This window comes from Microbacterium sp. RU1D (assembly GCF_900156435.1).
GTDB lineage: Bacteria > Actinomycetota > Actinomycetes > Actinomycetales > Microbacteriaceae > Microbacterium.
In genome coordinates this window covers 195093-214233 of sequence record NZ_FTPQ01000001.1, presented here as the reverse complement: position 1 = coordinate 214233, position 19141 = coordinate 195093, and the positions used below count along the sequence as shown (strand labels likewise).

The following is a 19141-nucleotide window of genomic DNA, read 5'->3' as shown; positions in this document are numbered from 1 at the left end:
GGGTGCGCACCCGAGAAGCCCGAGCCGCCGGTGCGCGAGGTCGCCCGCGGGAGAGGAACGCACTGATGCTGTACGCCCAGACCACCGCTGCGCAGAAGCGTCGCGCGCTGCGCGAGAAGCTGGCATCCGGAAAGCTCGTCCGGATGCCGGGCGCCTTCAACCCGCTGTCGGCCCGGCTCATCGAGCGCAAGGGCTTCGACGGCGTCTACATCTCGGGTGCGGTCATCTCGGCCGACCTGGGCCTGCCCGACATCGGGCTGACGACGCTCACCGAGGTCGCCGGGCGCGGGCAGCAGATCGCGCGGATGACGGAGCTGCCCGCGATCATCGACGCCGACACCGGGTTCGGCGAGCCGATGAACGTCGCCCGCACGATCCAGACCCTCGAAGACGCCGGGCTCGCGGGCACGCACATCGAGGACCAGGTCAACCCGAAGCGCTGCGGCCACCTCGACGGCAAGAGCGTCGTGGATGCCGACACCGCGATCAAGCGCATCCGCGCCGCGGTCGACGCTCGGCGCGATCCCGACTTCCTCATCATGGCCCGCACCGACGTGCGCGCCGTGGAGGGACTGGATGCCGCGATCGACCGCGCGAAGGCCCTGGTCGATGCGGGCGCCGATGCGATCTTCCCCGAGGCGATGCGCGACCTCGGCGAGTTCGAGGCGATGCGCGCGGCGCTGGATGTGCCGATCCTCGCGAACATGACCGAGTTCGGGAAGTCCGAGCTGTTCTCGGCGGCCCAGCTGCAGGATGCCGGCGTGAACCTCGTCATCTGGCCGGTGTCGCTGTTGCGACTCGCGATGGGCGCAGCGGGCCGGGGCCTGGACGCCCTGGCATCCGAGGGCCACCTGCGCGAGCAGCTCGGCGAGATGCAGCACCGCGCCGACCTCTACGACCTCATCGACTACGAGGGCTACACCCGCTTCGACGCCGACGTGTTCGACTTCACCGTCGAACGCTGAGGTCCGCCCCGCCGCCGCAGCGCATCCGGCAGCATGAACACTGTGCACGACTCGAGGGAGAGACGATGACCGACATCAAGAAGGGCCTCGCCGGCGTCACGGTCGACGAGACCGCGATCAGCAAGGTGAACCCCGACACCAACAGCCTGCTCTACCGCGGCTATCCGGTGCAGGAGCTGGCCGCGACCCAGCCCTTCGAGGCGGTCGCGTACCTGCTGTGGAACGGCGAGCTCCCGGATGCCGACCAGCTCGCCGCCCTACGCCGCACCGAGCGCGCGCACCGGGGGCTGGCCGACGACGTCCGCACCGCGATCGACCTGCTGCCGACCTCGGCCCACCCCATGGACGAGGTGCGCACGGCCGTAAGCGTCATCTGCGCGCGGGAGACCGCGGGCATCTCGAACGTGATGGATGCCGTGGGCACTCCCGCAGAGAACCTCGAGCGCTCGATCCGACTGTGGGCGCAGCTGCCCGCCGTGGTCGCGTACGGTCAGCGCCGCCGCCGCGGCGAGGAGCTGATCCCGCCGCGCGACGACCTCGACTACGCGGCGAACTTCCTGTGGATGACCTTCGGCGAGGATGCGGACGTCGTCGTCGTCGACGCGTTCACCCGCTCGATGATCCTGTACGCCGAGCACTCCTTCAACGCCTCGACCTTCACGGCGCGCGTGATCGCGTCGACCCTCAGCGACCTGTTCTCCGCGGTCGTCGGGGCGATCGGCGCGCTCAAGGGGCCCCTTCACGGCGGGGCGAACGAAGCCGTGCTGCACGTGTTCACCGAGATCGGCTCGGCCGAGAACGTCGGCCCCTGGCTCGACGCGGCGCTCGCCGAGAAGCGCAAGATCATGGGCTTCGGCCACCGCGTGTACAAGCGCGGCGACTCGCGCGTGCCCACGATGAAGGCCGCCCTCGACACGCTGGTGGAGCATTACGACCGCCCCGACGTCGCGGCGCTGTACGACGCGCTCGAGTCGCAGTTCGTCGAGCGCAAGGGCATCTACCCCAACCTCGACTACCCGTCCGGCCCGGCGTACGACCTCATGGGCTTCGACACGCTCACCTTCACCCCGCTGTTCGTCGCGGCGCGCGTGACCGGCTGGACCGCGCACATCCGCGAGCAGCAGGCCGCGAACGCGCTGATCCGCCCGCTGTCGGCCTACGTCGGACCCGACGAGAGGCACGTCGAGGGATACGTCCCAGATGCCGCGGACGTCGAGGCGCAGGAGCGCCCCGAGGAGGCGGCGGGCTGATGTCCGAGCCGCGGATCGTCATCGTCTCGGGCGCCCGCACGCCCATCGGTTCGTTCGGCGGCGCGCTCTCGAGCGTCGACGCCTACGAGCTCGGCGCCGTCGCCGTGACCGAGGCGCTGACTCGGGCCGGGGTCGAGAAGGACGCCGTCGACGAGGTGGTCATGGGCTGCATCGCTCAGAACGGCCCCGACGCGTACAACGCCCGCCGGGTCGCGCTCGCTGCGGGGCTGCCCACGCGCGTACCCGCCTTCACGGTCAACCGCCTGTGCGGCTCGGGCCTGCAGGCGATCTGGTCGGCGGCGCAGGAACTGCGCTGGGGCGGCATCGACGTCGCGGTCGCCGGGGGAGATGAGAGCATGTCGCGCACGCCCTTCCTCGACTACGGCGCCCGCGGCAACAGCCGGCTCGGCGACCGTACGCTCCTCGACGGCACGCTCGCGATCCTCACCGACCCGTTCAGCGGCCGGCACATGGGCACGACGGCCGAGGTCGTGGCATCCCGGTACTCCGTCTCGCGCGAGGAGCAGGACGCCTTCGCCGTCGAGAGTCAGCGTCGGGCGGCGACGGATGCCGCTCGCGTGGCGTTCGCGGAGGAGATCGTGCCCGTGACGACGGGTGGTCGGAAGCCGGTCGAGGTGTCGATCGACGAGCACCCGCGACCCGGTACCACGATGGAGGCCCTCGCGGGTCTGCGCCCGGCGTTCGAGAAGGACGGCTCGGTCACCGCCGGCAACTCCTCGGGCATCAACGACGGTGCGGCGGCGACGGTGCTGATGCGCGAAGCCGACGTGCGCGATCGCGGGCTGATGGGACTCGCGACGCTGGAGGCCGTGACCACGGCCGGCGTCGACCCCGAGATCATGGGCTACGCGCCCGTGATCGCGCTGCAGCGGCTGTGGGAGCGGACGGGGCTGACCCCTGCCGACGTCGACGTGATCGAACTGAACGAGGCGTTCGCGGCCCAGGCCGTCGCGGTGATCCGAGACGCGGGTCTCGACCCCGAGAAGGTCAACCCGTACGGCGGCGCGATCGCGCTGGGTCACCCGGTCGGCGCGACCGGGGCGATCCTCACCGTGCGCGCGGCCCTCGACCTGCAGCGCCACGACCTCGAGTACGCCGTCGTGACGATGTGCATCGGCGGCGGCCAGGCGCTCGCCGCGCTGCTGCGGCGGTACTGACCCCGCCCCCTTCTCGCGTGGGGGTCAGGAACTGTCGCCCAGCCGCCCTGTCGGCGACGGAAAGCGACCCCTCACGCGAGTCCCGCCCCGGCGCGGGCGTGCGCGCGGCTGAGGGGCCGTGGGCGCGCCCGCGCCGGGCCGCGGTCAGGGCACGTAGCCCGAGTCGCCGTCGACGCCCATGAGGAAAAGCCTGCCGCCGAAAAGCCCCTCCGCCACGAGCAGGCCGGTGACCGACGTCACCGCGACGCTCGCCAGAGCCCAGAACCAGACGCGACCGGAGCGCCGACTCCCCGGGAACGCCGTCAGCCCCAGGAGGACCACACCGATGATGTGCGCCAGCACGAGCGGGAAGATGCCGACGCTCGCCCCGAAGCCGGCCATGGTCGTGCCGGCCGAGACGGCTTTGGGCTGATCGCTCATCTCCTCCTCGAACGCCATGCCGAACCACACCCAGGCGGCCGACATCGCGATCACGCCGGCGGCAGCGAGCACCCAGAACGTCGGTCCGGGCGATCCGCCGCGGGCGGGCGCGCGACGGGTGCGGGGGGAGGAGGCCATGGCGCTCAGGCTAGCTGCGGACCCGCGATACTGAGCCGATGAGCGTTCATCTTCTCGGCGGAGGCCGCGACACGGCGCGGTGCGGCGCCCTGCTGACATCCTTCGTGGCCGAAGCGCGGACGCGCGCCGGCGATCGCGCGCCGGTGATCGCCGTCCTCCTCGTGCTCGAGGCCGACGACAGCACCTCGGTCGCCCTCTTCCGCGGCGTTCTCGAGGCCGCCGGAGCGGCATCCGATGAGATCCGCGTGCACGCCATCGTCGAGGGCGAGAGTTTCACGGATGCCGCGATCGAGGCCGACGGTGTGTTCGTCGGCGGCGGCCTGACCCCGGCGTACCACGATGCGTTCGGTGCGGTCCGCGAGGCGCTGCGCGAACGGGTGGCCCGGGGGATGCCGTACGCCGGCTTCTCGGCGGGAGCGGCGATCGCGGCCGAGCGTGCGCTCGTCGGGGGCTGGCAGCGCGGCGGCGTCGAGGTCTGCTCCGAGGACGCGGGTGAAGAGCTCGGCGAGCTCGAGGTGCGCCCGGGCCTCGGACTCCTCGGCTTCGCCGTCGATGTCCACGCCGCCCAGTGGGGGACGCTCTCGCGCCTGGTCGCCGCGGTCGATGCGGGGCTCGTCACCGATGGGGTCGCGATCGACGAGCACACGGCCCTGGTGGTCTCGGAGCGGGCGGCCCCGGCCGTGCGGGGGAGCGGACAGGTCTGGCGCGTCGAGCCCTCGGCATCCGGTGTCCACGTCCAGGTTCTTCGCGCCTGAGGCGCCATCGGCGTGAGGGGTCGGAAAGTGTCGCCTGGCGCGCTCCTAGGCGACAGTTTCTGACCCCTCGCGTGAACGGGAACGGCCCCCACCCGCGAGGGTGAGGGCCGTTCCGGTGTCGGCCGTCAGACGGCGCGGCGCTTGCGCAGGGCGAAGGCGAGGCCGCCCGCGACGACGAGGAATCCGCCCGCGAGGGCGAGGCCCCACGGTGCCTCAGCGCCGGTGTTCGCGAGCCCGCCGCCGGGACGCTCGCCCGAGGGTCGGCCGGGCTGCTCCCCGGGCTGACCCGGAGCGGGGGCCGGCGTCGGCTCCGTGCTCGGCTCGCCCGGCGCCGGCTCGGCATCCGTCGTGAGCACGGCGCGACCGAGCGGCGCGGGGTCGACCACGCCGGTCGCCCGGAAGTACGCGAGCGTCGCGTCGAGGTCGATCTGTCCGGTGTCCGTGCGATCGGTGCCGGCCGCGAAGGTCGCGAAGCCGTCGCCCCCGTTGCCCAGGAACGAGTTCGTCACCACCGTGAAGGTGTCGGTTTCGGCGATCGCGCGGCCCTGGTAGGCCATCGAGACGACCGAACCGACGCGCGGGTTCGTCGCATCCTGCGTGTAGTCGTACGTGAAGCCGTCGGACACGCCCAGGTGCAGCTTCGGCCGATCGCCGGTCGCCTTCCACTGCTCGTTCAAAATGCCGCGGATCTGCGCACCCGTCAGCTTCACCGTCACGAGGGTGTTGGCGAAGGACTGCACGAGCGCCGCCTCCTTGTAGGTGACCACGCCGTCGTCGCCCTTCAACAGGTCGGCGCGAAGGCCGCCCGGGTTCATCAGGGCGATCTGCGCGGTCGTGCCGGCGTAGGCGGGGTTCTCCGAGGTCGCCCAGAGGTACACGTCGGCGACCCAGTTGCCCATCGACGACTCGACGCCGCGGTCGGCGCCCGAGGGCGAGCCGCCCCGCAGGATGTCACCGCTGATCCTGCCGATGGGCTCGGCACCGATGACGTCGGACTGTGCGACGTACTCGGCCACCTTGGCCGCGATGTCGGCATCCGGTGCGAACGCCCCCGTGAGCGGGAAGGTGGTGCCCGAGACGGATGCCAACGAGTCGGTGCGCGTGTCCCACGCGAGCGACAGCTGACCCATGGCCTTGCCGTACTCCGACGCCTGGATCACGGGGCGGGTGCGGTCGGTGCCGGCCACGGGCAGGTCGCACGCGTACGTCTGGTGCGTGTGCGCCGAGACGATCGCGTCGATCTCGGGCGAGGCGTTGACCGCGAGGGCACCGAAGCCGGCCTGGTCGGCCGCGATGGCCGCGCAGTCGTTCGACGTCGCCGCGCCCGAGTGCGTGAGCAGCACGATGACGTCGGCGAGGTCGCCCGCGGTGATCTCGTCGGCCACGCGGTTCGCGGCTTCGAGCTGGTCGCCGAAGTCGAGACCGGCGATACCCGCCGGGTCGACCATGGTCGCGGTGTCGGGGGTGACGGTGCCGATGAAGGCGACGCGCACACCGTCGACATCCTTGACCGCGTACTCCTGCAGAGCGGGCTCTTTCGTGCCCTTCTTGTAGACGTTCGCGCCCAGGCCGAACTCGCCCCCGCCGTACTCGCCGAGCACGCGTTCCGTGAGATCGGCGAAGCCGCGGTCGAACTCGTGGTTGCCGACCGCCGACACGTCGAGACCGGTGGCCTTCAGTGTGTCGATCGTCGGGGAGTCGTTCTGGATGAGCGAGGTGAAGGTGGAGGCGCCGATGTTGTCGCCGGCCGAGACGAACAGGGTGTTCGGGTTGTGCGCTTCTTTCGCCTTCACGGCCCCGGCGAGCACGGCCGCGCCGGCCTCGCCCTGCGTGCCCGCTTCGAGGCGGCCGTGGAAGTCGTTGATCGTGAGGATGTCGATGTTCTTCACGTTCGGGTTCTCCACCGCGAACACGGTGGTGGTTCCCGAGACCTCGTTGCCGACGGCGACCAGCGGGCGGCCGGTGGGCGAGTCCGCCGCGGAGATGAACTCCACGCCCTCGGGACCGAGGTCGCCGGCCGTCGCCAGCAGCTCGCGGTCGGCGGCCTGATCGCCGGTCAGCTGGTCTTCCACCGAGATCGAGAAGTCGCGGTTGTTGACGTACCCGGCGTAGGTCGCGTTCGCCGGGTCGGTGATGTCGTACGTCATCACGCCGCCGACGCGCTCGAGGCCGATGAAAGCGTAGGTGCGCCCGTCGACCTCGCCGATCGCGAGATTCTCGGGCTCGGGGCCCTTGTCGTCGCTGCGTCCCTCGAGGTTCGACTCCGAGTGATTGGAGTTGAAGAAGTCGGGGTTGGCGTGGTGCGTGATGTGCTCGAAGTCGGAGCCCGAGTCGAAGACCTGCTCGCCCGCGGTGTTCCACACCGAGAAGCCGCGTCCGCCGAAGGTGTAGAGCTCGGAGTAGCAGGTGCCGTCGGCGTTCAGGCCCATGTCGGTCGCGATGTTCAGGCGGCCGAGGTCGGCGTCACCGAGCGAGCCGGCCAGGGGGCTGTCGTCGCAGACCGGTGCGAGGCCGTCGTCACCGAGGTCCTTCACGCGAGCGGTGTCGTTGTAATCGCCCCACTCGCGGCCGTCGCCCTCGTTGGCGGTCACGAGGTAGGTCTCCCCGCCCGCCTGGTAGGCCTGGATGCCGTCGGGCATGTACATGCCGAACAGGCCGGAGTAGCTCTTCTGGCTGTAGGTGGGGGCGTCCTCCGGATCGCGGTCGCTCGCGTCGAGCGTCTCGACGCCGTAGTCCTTGAACCCGAGGGAGCGGATGCCGGTCACCTCCGCCGACGCGAGATCCACGGTGGCGACCGCGTTGGCCTCCTGCAGGGCGACGTAGGCGGTGGAGCCGGCGATCGCGACGTACTCGGGCTCGAGGTTGCGGCTGACGCGGTTCGCGGCGAGGGGCGTGGACCCCTGGTCGGGGGCGGCGACGTCGGGGCCGAAGACGCGCACGTCGGGGTCGAGGGTCTTCGACCTGCCCTGCTCGAAGGCTCCGAAGCCCGCGGTGCGCACGGCATCCTGCGTCGGGGCCGTCTTCGTGCTCGGCAGCGCGACGACGCCGACCGTTCCCTCGGGGTCGGTCGTGAAGTCGTCGGCCGGTTCGCCCTCGTTCGCAACGACGGCGAACGCGCCATCGTCGCTGATCGCGACCATGTCGGGCAGGGCGCCGACGGCGACCTCTCCGAGGACCGTGGGCTCTGCGGCATCCGCGTCGAAGAACACCAGGCGACCGGGCGCGGTCTTGTCGGTGCTCTCGAGCGCGATCACGCCGAGGCCGTCGGCGCGCACGGCGAGCGAATTGGCGACGCCCGTGCCGGCGATGGCGTACAGCTTGGCGGGAGCGACGGGGTTGCTGTTGTCGAGCACGTCGACGGCGCCGGCCTGTGCGTTCACGACGAACAGGCGGTTCTTGTACGCGTGCACGATCTCGGCGGCCGACTGGTCGAACACCCCGGTCTCGTAGGTGCCGAGCGGGCGCAGGGCCACCGGGCTGTCGGCGGCGACGTCGCGCACGGGATCGGCGACGAGAGCGGCGGATGCCGCGGTGGCACTCGACAGTGCGAGAGCGCAGACCGTCGCGGTGGTCGCGCTGAACGCGACCGCACGGCGGAGAAGAGGCGAAGGCATGGCTGTGTCCTCGGATGCAGTGGGGGGACTCGTGCGTCGCGGGCGGCGCACGAGGTCGCCGCGGGGGCGGCGCCGCCGCGATCATGTCGCGCGGCGGTGACTCGCGGGTGAACAGGGGGGAACGTCCCGCCCGAGGGGCCGGCGGTCGCGGCGCGCACGACACCCGAGGCGGGAGCGAGCGGGATTACCCTGACGCCATGACCACCGCGAACGGCGCGCACACCGACGAACCGCACCGCCAGGGACTCTCGCAGCGCCTGAACTGGCTGCGCGCCGGCGTCCTCGGCGCGAACGACGGCATCGTCTCGACGGCGGCTGTCGTGGTCGGCGTCGCGGGCGCCACGAGCCAAACCGGTCCCGTGCTGATCGCCGGTCTCGCGGCGCTCGTCGGCGGTGCGATCTCGATGGCTCTGGGCGAGTACGTCTCGGTGTCGAGCCAGCGCGACAGCGAGCACGCGCTCATCCAGAAGGAGAAGCGCGAGCTCGCCGAAGACCCCGACGCCGAGCTCACCGAGCTGGTGGGCATGTACGAGGCGCAGGGTCTGTCGCGAGACACGGCGACGCGCGTGGCGACCGAGCTCACGGCATCCGACGCCCTCAAAGCCCATCTCGCGGTCGAGCTCAACATCGACGCCGACGACGTGGTGAGCCCGTGGGCGGCGGCGTTCGCCTCGGCGGTGGCGTTCACCATCGGCGCCCTGCTGCCGCTCGCGACGATCCTGCTCGCACCCGTCGAGGTGCGGGTGGCGCTCACCTTCGTGGCGGTGCTGGTGGCGCTGGCGATCACGGGTTACCTCGCGGCGTGGATCGGTGGGGCGCGGCGCGGGCGGGCGATCCTGCGCACCGTGATCGGCGGCGCGCTCGCACTCGCCGCGACCTACGCCGTGGGAGCGCTGTTCGGGGTGACCGCCGGGTAATCGGTCCCTCTACCAATTACTAGGACGTCCAGGTAATCTGGCGGGAGCGACGACGCCGTCGCATCCTCGAAGGAGAGCCGCATGGACACCACCCCTGCCCCAGCCCTCGACGCCGCGACCGGTGGTGCCCTCTCACCCGACGAGCGCGCCGCGATCCTCGACGCCGTCCGCGATTTCGCCGCGACCGAGTTCGCGCCGCACACCCTCGAATGGGATGCCGAGAAGCACTTCCCGCGCGACGCCCTGCGTCGCGCCGGCGAACTGGGTCTCGGCGGCGTCTACGTCAACGACGACGTGGGCGGCGCCGGGCTGTCGCGCGCGGATGCGGTGGCGATCTTCGAGGAGCTCGCCTACGGCGACCCCACGGTCACCGCGTACATCACGATCCACAACATGGTCGCGTGGATGATCGACACCTACGGCACGACGGCCCAGCGCGAGCGGTGGCTGCCCTCGTTGGTGGCGATGGGCGACCTCGGCGCCTACTGCCTCACCGAACCGGGGGCGGGATCGGACGCCGCCGCGATCACCACCTCGGCGATCCGCCACGGCGACACATACGTGCTCACGGGCGTGAAGCAGTTCATCTCCGGGGCGGGTGAGGCCTCGGTGTACGTGGTGATGGCGCGCACGGGCGAGCCGGGACCCCGCGGCATCAGCGCGTTCCTCGTGCCGGCCGACGCCGCCGGGCTGTCGTTCGGGCCGAACGAGAAGAAGATGGGTTGGAACGCGCAGCCGACGCGCCCGGTCATCCTCGACGAGGTGCGGCTGCCGGCTGAGAACCTGCTCGGCGGCGAGGGACGCGGTTTCTCGATCGCGATGAGCGCGCTCAACGGCGGCCGGCTGAACATCGCGACGTGCTCGATCGGCGGGGCGCGCTGGGCACTGGATCGCGCGATCGCGTACGTGCGCGAGCGTTTCACGTTCGGCGAGGCCCTCAGCGAGAAGCAGTCCGTCATCTTCGCGGTGGCCGACATGGCGACCGAGCTCGACGCCGCGCGCCTGCTGGTGCGCGACGCCGCTCAGGCCCTGGATGCCAGAGTGCCGGACGCCGCTACCCGCTGCGCGATGGCCAAGCGTTTCGCCACCGATGTGGGCTTCCGCGTCGCCAACGAGGCGCTGCAGCTGCACGGCGGCTACGGCTACCTCCAGGACTACGGCATCGAGAAGGTCGTCCGCGATCTGCGCGTGCACCAGATACTCGAGGGCACCAACGAGATCATGCGTCTCATCGTCGGCCGAAACGTTCTGGCGGCGTGACTCCGCCCGTTGCGGTCCCGGGGCGCGAGATGACACGCGCGTGCCGAGAAAACCAACTGTTCGCGGCACACACGGGTCAGGTCGGCGAACGGAGGTCCTCTCGGCGTCTCGCGGCATCCCGGGGCAACGGGATCGTCCGGCGGAGCGGCGGAACCCCCTCGGCGGATGTCGGGGGAGCGTGCGAGCATGCCAGAAGCGGGGCCGACCGCGCCGACACGACGGGAGTGACATGACCGATCAGGATGCCGAATACGAAACGATCCGCGTCGAGCAGCGGGGCCGCGTCGGGTGGATCACCCTCGACCGTCCCGAGGCGCTCAACGCCCTGAACACGCAGACCATGCGCGACGTGGTCGCGGCGGCGGAGGCGTTCGACACCGACGAGGGCGTCGGAGCGATCGTCGTGACCGGCAGCGAGAAGGCATTCGCGGCCGGAGCCGACATCAAAGAGATGGAGCAGAAGTCGGGGCTCGACATGATGCTGACCGACCACTTCGGCGCCTGGGCGCGATTCGCCGCGGTGCGCACGCCCGTGATCGCCGCGGTGTCGGGCTACGCGCTCGGCGGCGGCTGCGAACTCGCCCTCATGTGCGACGTGATCCTGGCATCCGATCGCGCGAAGTTCGGTCAGCCCGAGGTGCAGCTGGGCGTGATTCCCGGGATGGGCGGCACGCAGCGGCTCGTGCGCGCCCTCGGCTATTACAAGGCCGCGGAGCTCGTTCTGACCGGACGCATGATCGACGCCGCCGAGGCGGAGCGGGCCGGCCTGGTCTCGCGCGTCGTGCCCGCCGCCGAGCTGCTCGACGAGGCCGAGAGCGTCGCGCGCACGATCGCCGAGAAGCCGTTGCCGGCGCTGTACGCCGCGAAGGCCGCGCTCGACGTGGCCCTGGAGTCCACCCTCGCCGAGGGCGTGCGCTTCGAGCGCCAGGCGTTCGCGGCGCTCTTCGACACCGCCGATCAGAAGGAGGGGATGGCGGCGTTCCGCGAGAAGCGGTCGCCGTCGTTCACGCACCGATGAGCAACGGGAGACGACGCCATCCGGCGGGCGCGGCGGTCCGCGGGTCCGTGCTGCCCGGTGGGGCTCAAAGCGGGTCGGGCACCGGGGCGGGATCGGCGAAGTCGCCGGCGCCCTTGCGGAAGCGCGCGATGATGCGCACGAGCGCCGTCGCGTCGTCGTCGGCGAGGCCGAGGTCGGCGAACACCTCGTTCAACGCCGCCGTCGCCTCGTCGACCCGCCGTCGTCCGGCATCCGTCAGCGCGAGCAACGCGGCGCGCCCGTCGGTGGGGTGCGGCTCCCGCGTGACGTACCCGTCGCGGGCCAGCCGCTCGACCGTGTTCGTCACGCTCGTCGGGTGCACCTGCAGGCGTGCGATGGCGCTCGCCATCGGCATCCGCCCCTCCCGCGTGAACGCGAGCAGCCGCAGCATCTCGAAGCGAGAGAACGATAGATCGAAGGGCTTCAACGCCCGGTCGATGGATGCCATGAGCAACTGGTGCGCGCGGATCACCGAGGTCACGACCGTCATGCCGTCGGCGGCATCGTCCCACCCGTGCGCCAGCCATTGGCGCTTGGCCTCGGCGATCGGGTCGACCGGCAGTCGTCGCGTCATGGGTCCTCCTCGTGCTTCACGCTACCGCCGCGGGGTCGCGGCATCCGTCCCCTCTTCGAAGGAGCATGGTCGATGAAGATCGTGGTGCTGATCAAAGAAGTCCCCGACACGTGGGGCGAGCGTCGGCTCTCGCTCGAGACCGGGCTGGTCGAGCGGGCAGCGTCCGCGCCGGTGCTCGACGAGATCGACGAGCGCGCGGTCGAGGCCGCGCTCGCCTTCGCCGACGCGCACCCCGGCACCGAGGTCGCCGTGGTCGCGATGGCGCCGGCGTCGGCCGTGGCGACCATCCGCAAGGCCCTCGCGATGGGCGCCACCTCCGCGCTGCACGTCGTCGACGACGCCCTGCGCGGGGCCGACCTGCTGCTCACGGCCGAAGTGCTGGCCGCAGCGATCCGGCGCGTCGGCTTCGACCTCGTGCTCGCCGGCAACCTCTCCACCGACGGTGGGGGCGGCGTGGTCCCCGCGATGGTGGCCGAGATGCTCGACGCGCCTCAGCTGACCGGGCTGTCGACGCTCGAGATCACGGACGACGCGGTCTCGGGCGACCGCGTGAGCGACGCGGGCACGATGCGCGTGTCGGCGCCGCTCCCCGCCGTCGTCTCGATCACCGAGGCGATGCCCGAGGGGCGCTTCACGACCTTCAAGGGCATCATGGCGGCGAAGAAGAAGCCCTTCGAGACGGTGGATGCCGGCGACCTCGGCGTCGCGCCCGAAGACGCCGCGACCGCGCGGTACATCATGCTGTCGGTCGCGGAACGACCTCCGCGCCAGGCCGGCACGAAGATCGTCGACGAGGGCGACGCCGGGGAGAGACTCGCCGCGTTCCTCCTCGCCGAGGGGGTGGCCTGATGAGCGTGCTGGTCGTGCCGGAAGTGCTGCCCGGGGGAGCGCTCGCCGCGTCATCGGCCGGCCTGCTCGCCGCGGCCGCGGCCGTGGGGGAGCCGGTCGCGCTGATCGCCTGCTCGGCCGACGCCGCGGAGGCGGCATCGGCGGCGGCCGCCGACCTCGGTGCGGTGCGAGTGCTGACGGCCCCGACCCCCGGCGACGCGCTGACCGTTCCCGTAGTCGACGCGCTGGCGGCCGCGGTCGCGCGCGAGCAGCCCGAACTCGTGTTGGCCTCGCACGCCGTCGAGTCGCGTGACGCGTTGGCCCGTCTGGCCGCGCGGCTGCGGATGCCGTTGGCCACCGATGTCGTCGGCGTCGAGCGCGACGACCTCGGTGTCGTCGCCCGCCATTCGGCGCTCGGCGGGGCCTTCGCCGTCACCGGGGCGCCGACCTTCGGGCCGCTGCTCGCCACCCTCCGCCCCGGCGCCGTCGAGGGGCGCCTGCCGGCGCAGCCCCTCGTCCGCACGGAGCTCGAGATCACGGCATCCGGGGCCCGGGCGGGGCGCATCGAGAGCTTCGCCGAGACCGCGGCGCCGTCGTCGCGCCCCGAGCTGCGCGGAGCGGCGGCGGTCGTCGCCGGGGGTCGTGGGGTGGGCTCGCGCGAGGACTTCGCGCTCGTCGAACGCCTCGCCGACGTGCTCGGCGCCGCCGTGGGCGCCTCGCGCGCCGCGGTCGACGCGGGGTACGTGCCCTCGAGCGCCCAGGTCGGACAGACCGGGGTGACGGTATCGCCGCGGCTGTACGTCGCGCTGGGCATCTCGGGGGCGATCCAGCACCGGGCGGGCATGCAGACGGCGGGCGTGATCGTAGCGGTCGACAAGAACCCCGATGCTCCCATCTTCGACATCGCCGACTTCGGTATCGTCGGAGACCTGTTCACCGTCGTCCCGCAACTCATCAGCGCGCTCGAGGCCCACAAGAAGTAGATGGCGTCCACACCCCGCACCCCGCGTCGCGGGCTGCCGCGCGTCCCCGGCGGGGAGCCCTGGCCGCCCGCGGCCTCCGACGCGCCCGGTCTCGACGCGGAGGGGCGCGCGCAGGACGGCACCGGTCTCGCAGATTCCGCCCCGGGGGATTGCCCCAGCGCGACGAACCTCGCGGTGTTGTCGACGGATGCCGCGGACTCCACTCTCGGGTCCGGCTCCGGCGACGCGGGGGGCGGCGTCGCCCCGCCCGCCCCGATTGAGGGAGCCGCGTCGGCCGACGCGCCCGCCTCGACCTACGCGCCCGCGCCCGCCCCGGCCGAGGTTGCCGCCTCGGCCGACGGAGCCGCTTCGACCGGCGGAGCCGCCCCGACCGGCGGAGCCGCCCCGACCGACGGAGGCGCCCGGACCGACGTGCCAGCCCCGGCCGACCGAGCCGCTTCGGCCGACCGAGCCGTCCCGGCCGCCGCGCCCGCGTTCGCAGACGCGCCGACCTCGGCCGACGCGAACGCTCCGGCCGGCAGGCCGACGGCGCGCCGGGGCCTGCCGCGCGAGCCGGGCGGTGAGCCCTGGCCGCCGGCATCCCTCGTCCCGTCCGTCGGCAACGGCGCAACAGCCGCGCCGGAACCCGACCGGAACACGGGCGTCGGACCGAAGGCGCCCCCGCGTCCGACGCGGGAGCACGGCTCCGATCCCGTCGAGCCCGCGAGCGCTGGCGGTGCCTCGCACCCGGCGGCCGCGCCTTTCGCGGCGGATGCCGCGACCGGCGAGGGCACCTCGCACCCCGCCGCCGCGCCGTCCGAAACGGATGCCGCGACCGCTGCTTCGCGTCGCGGACTCCCACGTGAGCCGGGCGGGGAGCCCTGGCCCCCGGCATCCGGAGCTGCCGCGCCGCGAGGGGGTGCGGGACCGGACGAACACACCGGCGTCCGATCGGGGGCGTCCGCGCACCCGGCGTCGGTGCCGACGCCCGAGCCCGACTCCGCGCCCCCCGCGCCCCCCGCGCCCGCCTCCCCGACCCCGGAGTCCGCCTCCGCACCCGCGCCCCCCGCGCCCGCCTCCGCGCCCGCCGCGCCCGCGGCCCCGGCGGCCCTCGCGCCCACGGCCCCGCGCCCGCCTCTCACCGTTCGCCGCACGGTGTGGCCCGGCGCCGCGGGGCGGCGCGCGGCACCCGGTGCCAGGACCGCCGCCTCGCCCCGCCCGACCGCTGCCACGGCCGCGCTCCGCGACTACTCGCCGCTCCAGCTGCTCGGCTCGACGGCCGTGCTCGGGGTCTTCGCCCTCGCCCTCGTCGGCATCGCGGTGCTCCTCGCTCGCTTCGTGCTCGCGATCGGCCCCGGGCGCGAGTTCCTTGCGGCGTTCCCTGGGGAGTATGCGCTGCCCGCGTCCGCGCCCGTCGGGCTGCCCGCGTGGCTGAACTGGTCGCACTTCCTCAACAGCTTCTTCCTGCTGCTGATCATCCGCACCGGCTGGCAGGTGCGTCGCGAGAAGCGGCCCTCCGCCTTCTGGTCGCCCCGCACCAACAAGAGGCGGCGCATCAGCCTCGCCCTGTGGTTCCACCAGGCGCTCGACATCCTGTGGATCGCCAATGGCCTGATCTTCGTCGTGCTGCTGTTCGTCACGGGGCAGTGGATGCGAATCGTGCCGACGTCGTGGGAGGTCTTCCCGAACGCCCTCTCGGCGGCGCTCCAGTACGCCTCGCTCGACTGGCCCACCGAGAACGGGTGGGTGAACTACAACAGCCTGCAGCAGCTGTCGTACTTCACGATCACCTTCGTCGCCGCGCCCCTCGCGATCGTCAGCGGTGTGCGCCTGTCGGGGGTGTGGCCGAAGGATGCCGAGAAGCTGAACCGGCTGTATCCGGCGGAGTGGGCGCGGAAGGTCCACTTCCCGACCATGCTCTTCTTCGTGGCGTTCATCGTCGTGCACGTCGCCCTCGTGCTCGCAACGGGTGCGCTGCGCAACCTGAACCACATGTACGCCGCCCGCGGGTCCGTCGACCCCGAGGCGTTCACGGGCGATCCGACCGGACTGCTGATCTTCGCGGCATCCCTCGTCGTCATGGCCGCGGCATGGATCGCCGCGCGTCCCGCGGTGCTCGTGCCGATCGCCCGCCTGTTCGGCGAGGTCAAGCAGCGCTGACGGCGTCCGGCGCCGGGCGGATGCCGAAGCCGCATCCGTTCGCCGAGCTCGCGCCCTCATGCGCGCGAAGGCCCGCGGTCTCGGCAAATGCCTGCGGTCTCGGCGGACGGGGGTGGTTCGGGCACGCGCGGGTGGTGTCGGTGCGGGCGGCTGCTCTCGGCACGCGCGGGTGGTCTCGGCAGGATGGTCGTGGGTCGCGCGGGTCGCCTGGGTTGCGCGGTTCGGCGCGGTGGACGCGAGATCGCATCCCTTCGCCGACCTCATACGCCTTTGCGCCCCAACGCGTGTGGTCTCGGCGATCTCGTGTGATCTCGGCGAACGCGCGTGGTCTCGGCGCACGCGTGCGCTCTCGGCGACCACGCGCGGTCTCGGCGGGTGGGCCGGGCGCGGGGGCGGGGTTCAGACCCGTGCGCGGAGGCCGGCGACGATGAGGTCCAGGCCGAAGGCGAAGTCGTCGCTCGCGAGACCGGCAGCGCCGCCGTCGACCTCGGCCGGATCGTCGGCGGCGGACCCGGCGTCGGAGCGGGCGGCGGCGTCGGGGCGGGCGCCGGCGCTGTCGTACTGCAGGCGCTGCTGCTCGTGCCAGACGAATCCCAGCACGTAGTGCAGCACGGTCGTGGCGACTCGGCGGGCGGTCCCGGCGTCGGACCCGGCGGCGGCGGCGGGCGCGGACAGGCGATCCAGCGCGACGGACGACCCCAGGCCCATGGCGAGCGTGCTCGAGACCACCTCCGCGCCGTCGCGGTAGGCGAGCAGGGCGTCGCGGAGGGCGTGCGCCTCGCGGGAGAGGTCGGTGGCGGGGCCGGATGCCATGCGCCCCACGATCCGATCCGACAACTCCGCGAGCAGCGCCTGCTTGTTCGGGAAGTGCCAGTACAGCGCGCTCGGCTGCACCTCGAGCGCCGCCGCGAGCCGGCGCATCGTCAGGTCGGGCAGGCCGTGGTCGTCGAGGATGCGCAGTGCGGTGAGGGCGACGTCGTCGGCGGAGTGTCCTCGGGGGGCCATGCGATGAGTATAGTGAACGCCGTTCAGGTGAACACCGTTCAGGAAGGCCCGCCATGACCCGTACCCCTGATGCCACCGACCTCTCGCGCGTCGCCGTCTTCGCCGCGCTCATCGCCGTGCTGGGTCTGCCCGGCAGCTTCCCGGTCTTCGGCGGCGTGCCGATCACCGCGCAGACGCTGGGCGTCATGCTCGCCGGCGCCGTCCTCGGACCGTGGTTCGGGGCGCTGTCGGTGACGGTGCTCCTCACGCTCGTCGCGGCGGGACTGCCCCTGCTGGCCGGAGGCCGCGGCGGCTTCGGCGTCTTCCTCGGCCCCACCGCCGGGTACGCGCTCGGCTGGATCCTGGGCGCGATCGTCATCGGACTCATCGTCCACGCGGGCGGGCGGCGTCCGGTCCTCTGGCGCACCGTCCTCGCGATGCTCGCGGGCGGCGTCGTGGCCATCTACGCCGTCGGCATCCCCGTGCAGAGCCTGGTGACCCGGCTCCCGCTCGGCGAGACCGCCCTCACCAGCCTCGTGTTCGTGCCGGGCGACCTGCTCAAGGCGGCGGTGGCGACGGTCGTGGTGACCGCGCTCGCGCGTGCGTACCCGCGTGGGTTCCGTCGCGAGTGGCGCGAGACGGCCCCCGCGCAGGTCACGGTCGGAACCGCCGCGTGAGCACGCTCCGCTGCGACGGGCTGTCGGCCCGTCTCGGCGGGCGGGAGGTGCTGCGCGACGTCACCCTCGATCTCGACGCCCGCACGATCGCCGTCATCGGCGACAACGGCTCGGGCAAGTCGACGTTCGCGCGGCTCATCGCGGGCCTCGCGACACGCTCGGCGGGCGGCCTCACCGTCCTCGGCCTCGATCCCGACCGGGATGCCGCCGACCTCCGCCGCCGCGTCGCCCTCGTGCTGAGCAATCCCGACGCACAGATCGTGATGCCCATGGTCGCGGACGACGTCGGGTTCTCGCTGCGCGCGGAACGCCTGGCGAAGGCGGAGCGCGCCGAGCGGGTGGCCCGCGCCCTCGCGCGGTTCGGACTCGCCGACCTCGCCGATCGGCCCGCGCACGACCTGTCCGGCGGACAGAAGCAGCTGCTCGCGCTGTGCGGAGCGTTCGTCCGCGATCCCGCCCTCGTCGTCGCCGATGAACCCACGGCATCCCTCGACGCTCGCAATGCGCGCCGCGTCGCCGACCACCTCCTCGCCGATACCGGTCACGCGCTCGTCCTCGTGACCCACGATCTCGCCCTCGCGCGGCGGTGCGACGCCGCCGTGCTGTTCGCCGAGGGTTCCGTCAGCGCCGCGGGCGCGGCATCCGGGGTCGTCGACGCCTACGAGCGGGCCCTGGCGTGCTGAGCCTGTACCGACCCGGCGACGGACCGCTGCACCGGATGCCGGCGGGCCCCAGCATGCTGCTGGTCGCGATCATCGCGCTCGGCGTGGCGGCCCTGCCGAGCGTGGCGTGGACGGCGGCCGTCTGCGCGGGCGTCGTGACGGTCGCCTACGCCGCTTCCGGTCTGCAAATGCGCGAGCTGGGGCGTCAGCTCCGGGGCCTGCGCTGGATCCTGGCGATCACCGCGATCGGCCAGCTCGTCTTCCTCGGCCCCGAGCCCGCCCTGGCCAACACCGCGCGCGTCGCGGCCGCCCTGCTCGTCGCGACGCTCCTGCCGCTCACCACGCGCGTCGACGACGTGCTCGACGCCCTCGAACGCGCGCTGCGCCCGTTGCGGAGGGTCGGGATGGATGCCGAGCGCGCGGCGCTCCTGCTCGCGGTGACCATCACGACGGTCCCCGTGCTGGCGCGGCTGGCCGCCGAGGTACGCGAGGCGCAGCGCGCCCGCGGAGTGCGGCCGTCCCTCCTTCGCGGAGCCCTGTCGCTGCTCATCGCGGCCCTGCGCCATGCCGATGCCCTCGGTGAGGGCCTCGCGGCCCGCGGCATCCGCTGAGCGCGCCGTTCGCGTCCGCGCCGGAGCTCATCCCGCCCCGTTCGGCGTCGGACCTCGTCCCCCTTGGGGCCCGTCTGAGCCCGCTGGAGTGACCATATGCGGGACATGCGCCGCCCTCTGTGGGACGAGCGGTCCAGACCTTGCGCGTGC

At 72.7% G+C, this 19141-nt stretch carries 17 protein-coding genes; 13 read left to right on the top strand and 4 right to left on the bottom strand.

Annotated elements, in window-relative coordinates; translation table 11 throughout:
• Window positions 1-65 precede the first annotated feature (65 nt).
• The 3 genes from prpB to B0B15_RS00920 all read left to right on the top strand — a co-directional run bounded on the left by prpB (window position 66) and on the right by B0B15_RS00920 (window position 3393).
• Window positions 66-965: a methylisocitrate lyase gene (prpB, locus tag B0B15_RS00930; RefSeq protein WP_076672872.1), complete on the top strand. Its 900-nt coding sequence runs from the start codon at window positions 66-68 to the stop codon at window positions 963-965.
• Between the two features lie 65 nt (window positions 966-1030).
• Window positions 1031-2215 (top strand): bifunctional 2-methylcitrate synthase/citrate synthase, encoded by a 1185-nt coding sequence (locus B0B15_RS00925; RefSeq protein WP_076672871.1) that lies wholly within the window; start codon window positions 1031-1033, stop codon window positions 2213-2215.
• The gene (locus B0B15_RS00920; RefSeq protein WP_076672870.1) at window positions 2215-3393 is read left to right on the top strand and encodes a thiolase family protein; all 1179 of its coding nucleotides are present in this window, start codon (window positions 2215-2217) and stop codon (window positions 3391-3393) included. Before B0B15_RS00925 ends, B0B15_RS00920 begins: the two co-directional genes overlap by 1 nt.
• 144 nt (window positions 3394-3537) lie before the next feature.
• Here B0B15_RS00920 and B0B15_RS00915 read toward each other — a convergent pair whose 3' ends face one another.
• Window positions 3538-3951 carry a hypothetical protein gene (locus B0B15_RS00915; protein WP_076672869.1) on the bottom strand — a complete coding sequence of 138 codons (414 nt, stop codon included), beginning with the start codon at window positions 3949-3951 and terminating at the stop codon, window positions 3538-3540.
• Between the two features lie 38 nt (window positions 3952-3989).
• Here B0B15_RS00915 and B0B15_RS00910 point away from each other — a divergent pair, with 38 nt between their 5' ends.
• On the top strand, window positions 3990-4706 hold the full coding sequence (locus B0B15_RS00910) for a Type 1 glutamine amidotransferase-like domain-containing protein (protein ID WP_076672868.1): 717 nt from the start codon (window positions 3990-3992) through the stop codon (window positions 4704-4706).
• 125 nt (window positions 4707-4831) lie between these two features.
• Here B0B15_RS00910 and B0B15_RS00905 read toward each other — a convergent pair whose 3' ends face one another.
• Window positions 4832-8320 (bottom strand): choice-of-anchor I family protein, encoded by a 3489-nt coding sequence (locus B0B15_RS00905; RefSeq protein ID WP_076672867.1) that lies wholly within the window; start codon window positions 8318-8320, stop codon window positions 4832-4834.
• A 197-nt stretch (window positions 8321-8517) separates the two neighbouring features.
• Between B0B15_RS00905 and B0B15_RS00900 the strand changes: the two genes are divergently transcribed.
• From B0B15_RS00900 to B0B15_RS00890, 3 genes are all read left to right on the top strand, one after another.
• On the top strand, window positions 8518-9237 hold the full coding sequence (locus B0B15_RS00900; RefSeq protein ID WP_076672866.1) for a VIT1/CCC1 transporter family protein: 720 nt from the start codon (window positions 8518-8520) through the stop codon (window positions 9235-9237).
• A gap of 81 nt (window positions 9238-9318) precedes the next feature.
• Entirely contained in the window at window positions 9319-10497 is a 1179-nt protein-coding gene (locus B0B15_RS00895; protein WP_076672865.1) for an acyl-CoA dehydrogenase family protein, read from the top strand.
• 229 nt (window positions 10498-10726) lie between these two features.
• Window positions 10727-11515 (top strand): enoyl-CoA hydratase-related protein, encoded by a 789-nt coding sequence (locus B0B15_RS00890; RefSeq protein ID WP_076672864.1) that lies wholly within the window; start codon window positions 10727-10729, stop codon window positions 11513-11515.
• A 64-nt stretch (window positions 11516-11579) separates the two neighbouring features.
• Here B0B15_RS00890 and B0B15_RS00885 read toward each other — a convergent pair whose 3' ends face one another.
• Window positions 11580-12107, bottom strand: a complete 528-nt coding sequence (locus B0B15_RS00885) for a MarR family winged helix-turn-helix transcriptional regulator (RefSeq protein ID WP_076672863.1) — start codon at window positions 12105-12107, stop codon at window positions 11580-11582.
• Window positions 12108-12179: 72 nt separating this feature from the next.
• Here B0B15_RS00885 and B0B15_RS00880 point away from each other — a divergent pair, with 72 nt between their 5' ends.
• The 3 genes from B0B15_RS00880 (at window position 12180) to B0B15_RS16680 (ending at window position 16057) form a co-directional block, all read left to right on the top strand.
• On the top strand, window positions 12180-12956 hold the full coding sequence (locus B0B15_RS00880) for an electron transfer flavoprotein subunit beta/FixA family protein (RefSeq protein ID WP_076672862.1): 777 nt from the start codon (window positions 12180-12182) through the stop codon (window positions 12954-12956).
• A complete protein-coding gene (locus B0B15_RS00875; RefSeq protein WP_076672861.1) occupies window positions 12956-13918 on the top strand; it encodes an electron transfer flavoprotein subunit alpha/FixB family protein in 963 nt (320 codons plus the stop codon). Before B0B15_RS00880 ends, B0B15_RS00875 begins: the two co-directional genes overlap by 1 nt.
• Window positions 13919-15052: 1134 nt before the next feature.
• Window positions 15053-16057 (top strand): cytochrome b/b6 domain-containing protein, encoded by a 1005-nt coding sequence (locus tag B0B15_RS16680; protein WP_256334124.1) that lies wholly within the window; start codon window positions 15053-15055, stop codon window positions 16055-16057.
• Window positions 16058-16456: 399 nt separating this feature from the next.
• Here the strand turns inward: B0B15_RS16680 and B0B15_RS00865 are convergent, their stop codons facing one another.
• Window positions 16457-17062 carry a TetR/AcrR family transcriptional regulator C-terminal domain-containing protein gene (locus B0B15_RS00865; RefSeq protein ID WP_076672860.1) on the bottom strand — a complete coding sequence of 202 codons (606 nt, stop codon included), beginning with the start codon at window positions 17060-17062 and terminating at the stop codon, window positions 16457-16459.
• Window positions 17063-17115: 53 nt separating this feature from the next.
• Here B0B15_RS00865 and B0B15_RS00860 point away from each other — a divergent pair, with 53 nt between their 5' ends.
• From B0B15_RS00860 to B0B15_RS00850, 3 genes are read left to right on the top strand one after another with little or no spacing between them, the layout of a single operon-like run.
• Window positions 17116-17718 carry a biotin transporter BioY gene (locus B0B15_RS00860; RefSeq protein ID WP_076672859.1) on the top strand — a complete coding sequence of 201 codons (603 nt, stop codon included), beginning with the start codon at window positions 17116-17118 and terminating at the stop codon, window positions 17716-17718.
• Window positions 17715-18401, top strand: coding sequence for an energy-coupling factor ABC transporter ATP-binding protein (locus B0B15_RS00855; protein ID WP_076672858.1), 687 nt, complete (start codon window positions 17715-17717; stop codon window positions 18399-18401). The genes B0B15_RS00860 and B0B15_RS00855 overlap by 4 nt, the downstream gene beginning before the upstream one ends.
• Window positions 18395-18991, top strand: a complete 597-nt coding sequence (locus B0B15_RS00850; RefSeq protein ID WP_076672857.1) for a CbiQ family ECF transporter T component — start codon at window positions 18395-18397, stop codon at window positions 18989-18991. Before B0B15_RS00855 ends, B0B15_RS00850 begins: the two co-directional genes overlap by 7 nt.
• The last annotated feature ends 150 nt before the right edge of the window (window positions 18992-19141 follow it).

What these genes read in the sequence shown, in the direction of transcription:
- B0B15_RS00880 (WP_076672862.1), top strand. Translation starts at nt 12,180, where the DNA reads ATGAAGATCGTGGTGCTGATCAAAGAAGTCCCCGACACGTGGGGCGAG.
- B0B15_RS00920 (WP_076672870.1), top strand. Translation starts at nt 2,215, where the DNA reads ATGTCCGAGCCGCGGATCGTCATCGTCTCGGGCGCCCGCACGCCCATC.
- B0B15_RS00890 (WP_076672864.1), top strand. Translation starts at nt 10,727, where the DNA reads ATGACCGATCAGGATGCCGAATACGAAACGATCCGCGTCGAGCAGCGG.
- B0B15_RS00895 (WP_076672865.1), top strand. Translation starts at nt 9,319, where the DNA reads ATGGACACCACCCCTGCCCCAGCCCTCGACGCCGCGACCGGTGGTGCC.
- prpB (WP_076672872.1), top strand. Translation starts at nt 66, where the DNA reads ATGCTGTACGCCCAGACCACCGCTGCGCAGAAGCGTCGCGCGCTGCGC.
- B0B15_RS00860 (WP_076672859.1), top strand. Translation starts at nt 17,116, where the DNA reads ATGACCCGTACCCCTGATGCCACCGACCTCTCGCGCGTCGCCGTCTTC.
- B0B15_RS00905 (WP_076672867.1), bottom strand. Translation starts at nt 8,320, where the DNA reads ATGCCTTCGCCTCTTCTCCGCCGTGCGGTCGCGTTCAGCGCGACCACC.
- B0B15_RS00915 (WP_076672869.1), bottom strand. Translation starts at nt 3,951, where the DNA reads ATGGCCTCCTCCCCCCGCACCCGTCGCGCGCCCGCCCGCGGCGGATCG.
- B0B15_RS00885 (WP_076672863.1), bottom strand. Translation starts at nt 12,107, where the DNA reads ATGACGCGACGACTGCCGGTCGACCCGATCGCCGAGGCCAAGCGCCAA.
- B0B15_RS00925 (WP_076672871.1), top strand. Translation starts at nt 1,031, where the DNA reads ATGACCGACATCAAGAAGGGCCTCGCCGGCGTCACGGTCGACGAGACC.
- B0B15_RS00910 (WP_076672868.1), top strand. Translation starts at nt 3,990, where the DNA reads ATGAGCGTTCATCTTCTCGGCGGAGGCCGCGACACGGCGCGGTGCGGC.
- B0B15_RS00875 (WP_076672861.1), top strand. Translation starts at nt 12,956, where the DNA reads ATGAGCGTGCTGGTCGTGCCGGAAGTGCTGCCCGGGGGAGCGCTCGCC.
- B0B15_RS00865 (WP_076672860.1), bottom strand. Translation starts at nt 17,062, where the DNA reads ATGGCCCCCCGAGGACACTCCGCCGACGACGTCGCCCTCACCGCACTG.
- B0B15_RS00900 (WP_076672866.1), top strand. Translation starts at nt 8,518, where the DNA reads ATGACCACCGCGAACGGCGCGCACACCGACGAACCGCACCGCCAGGGA.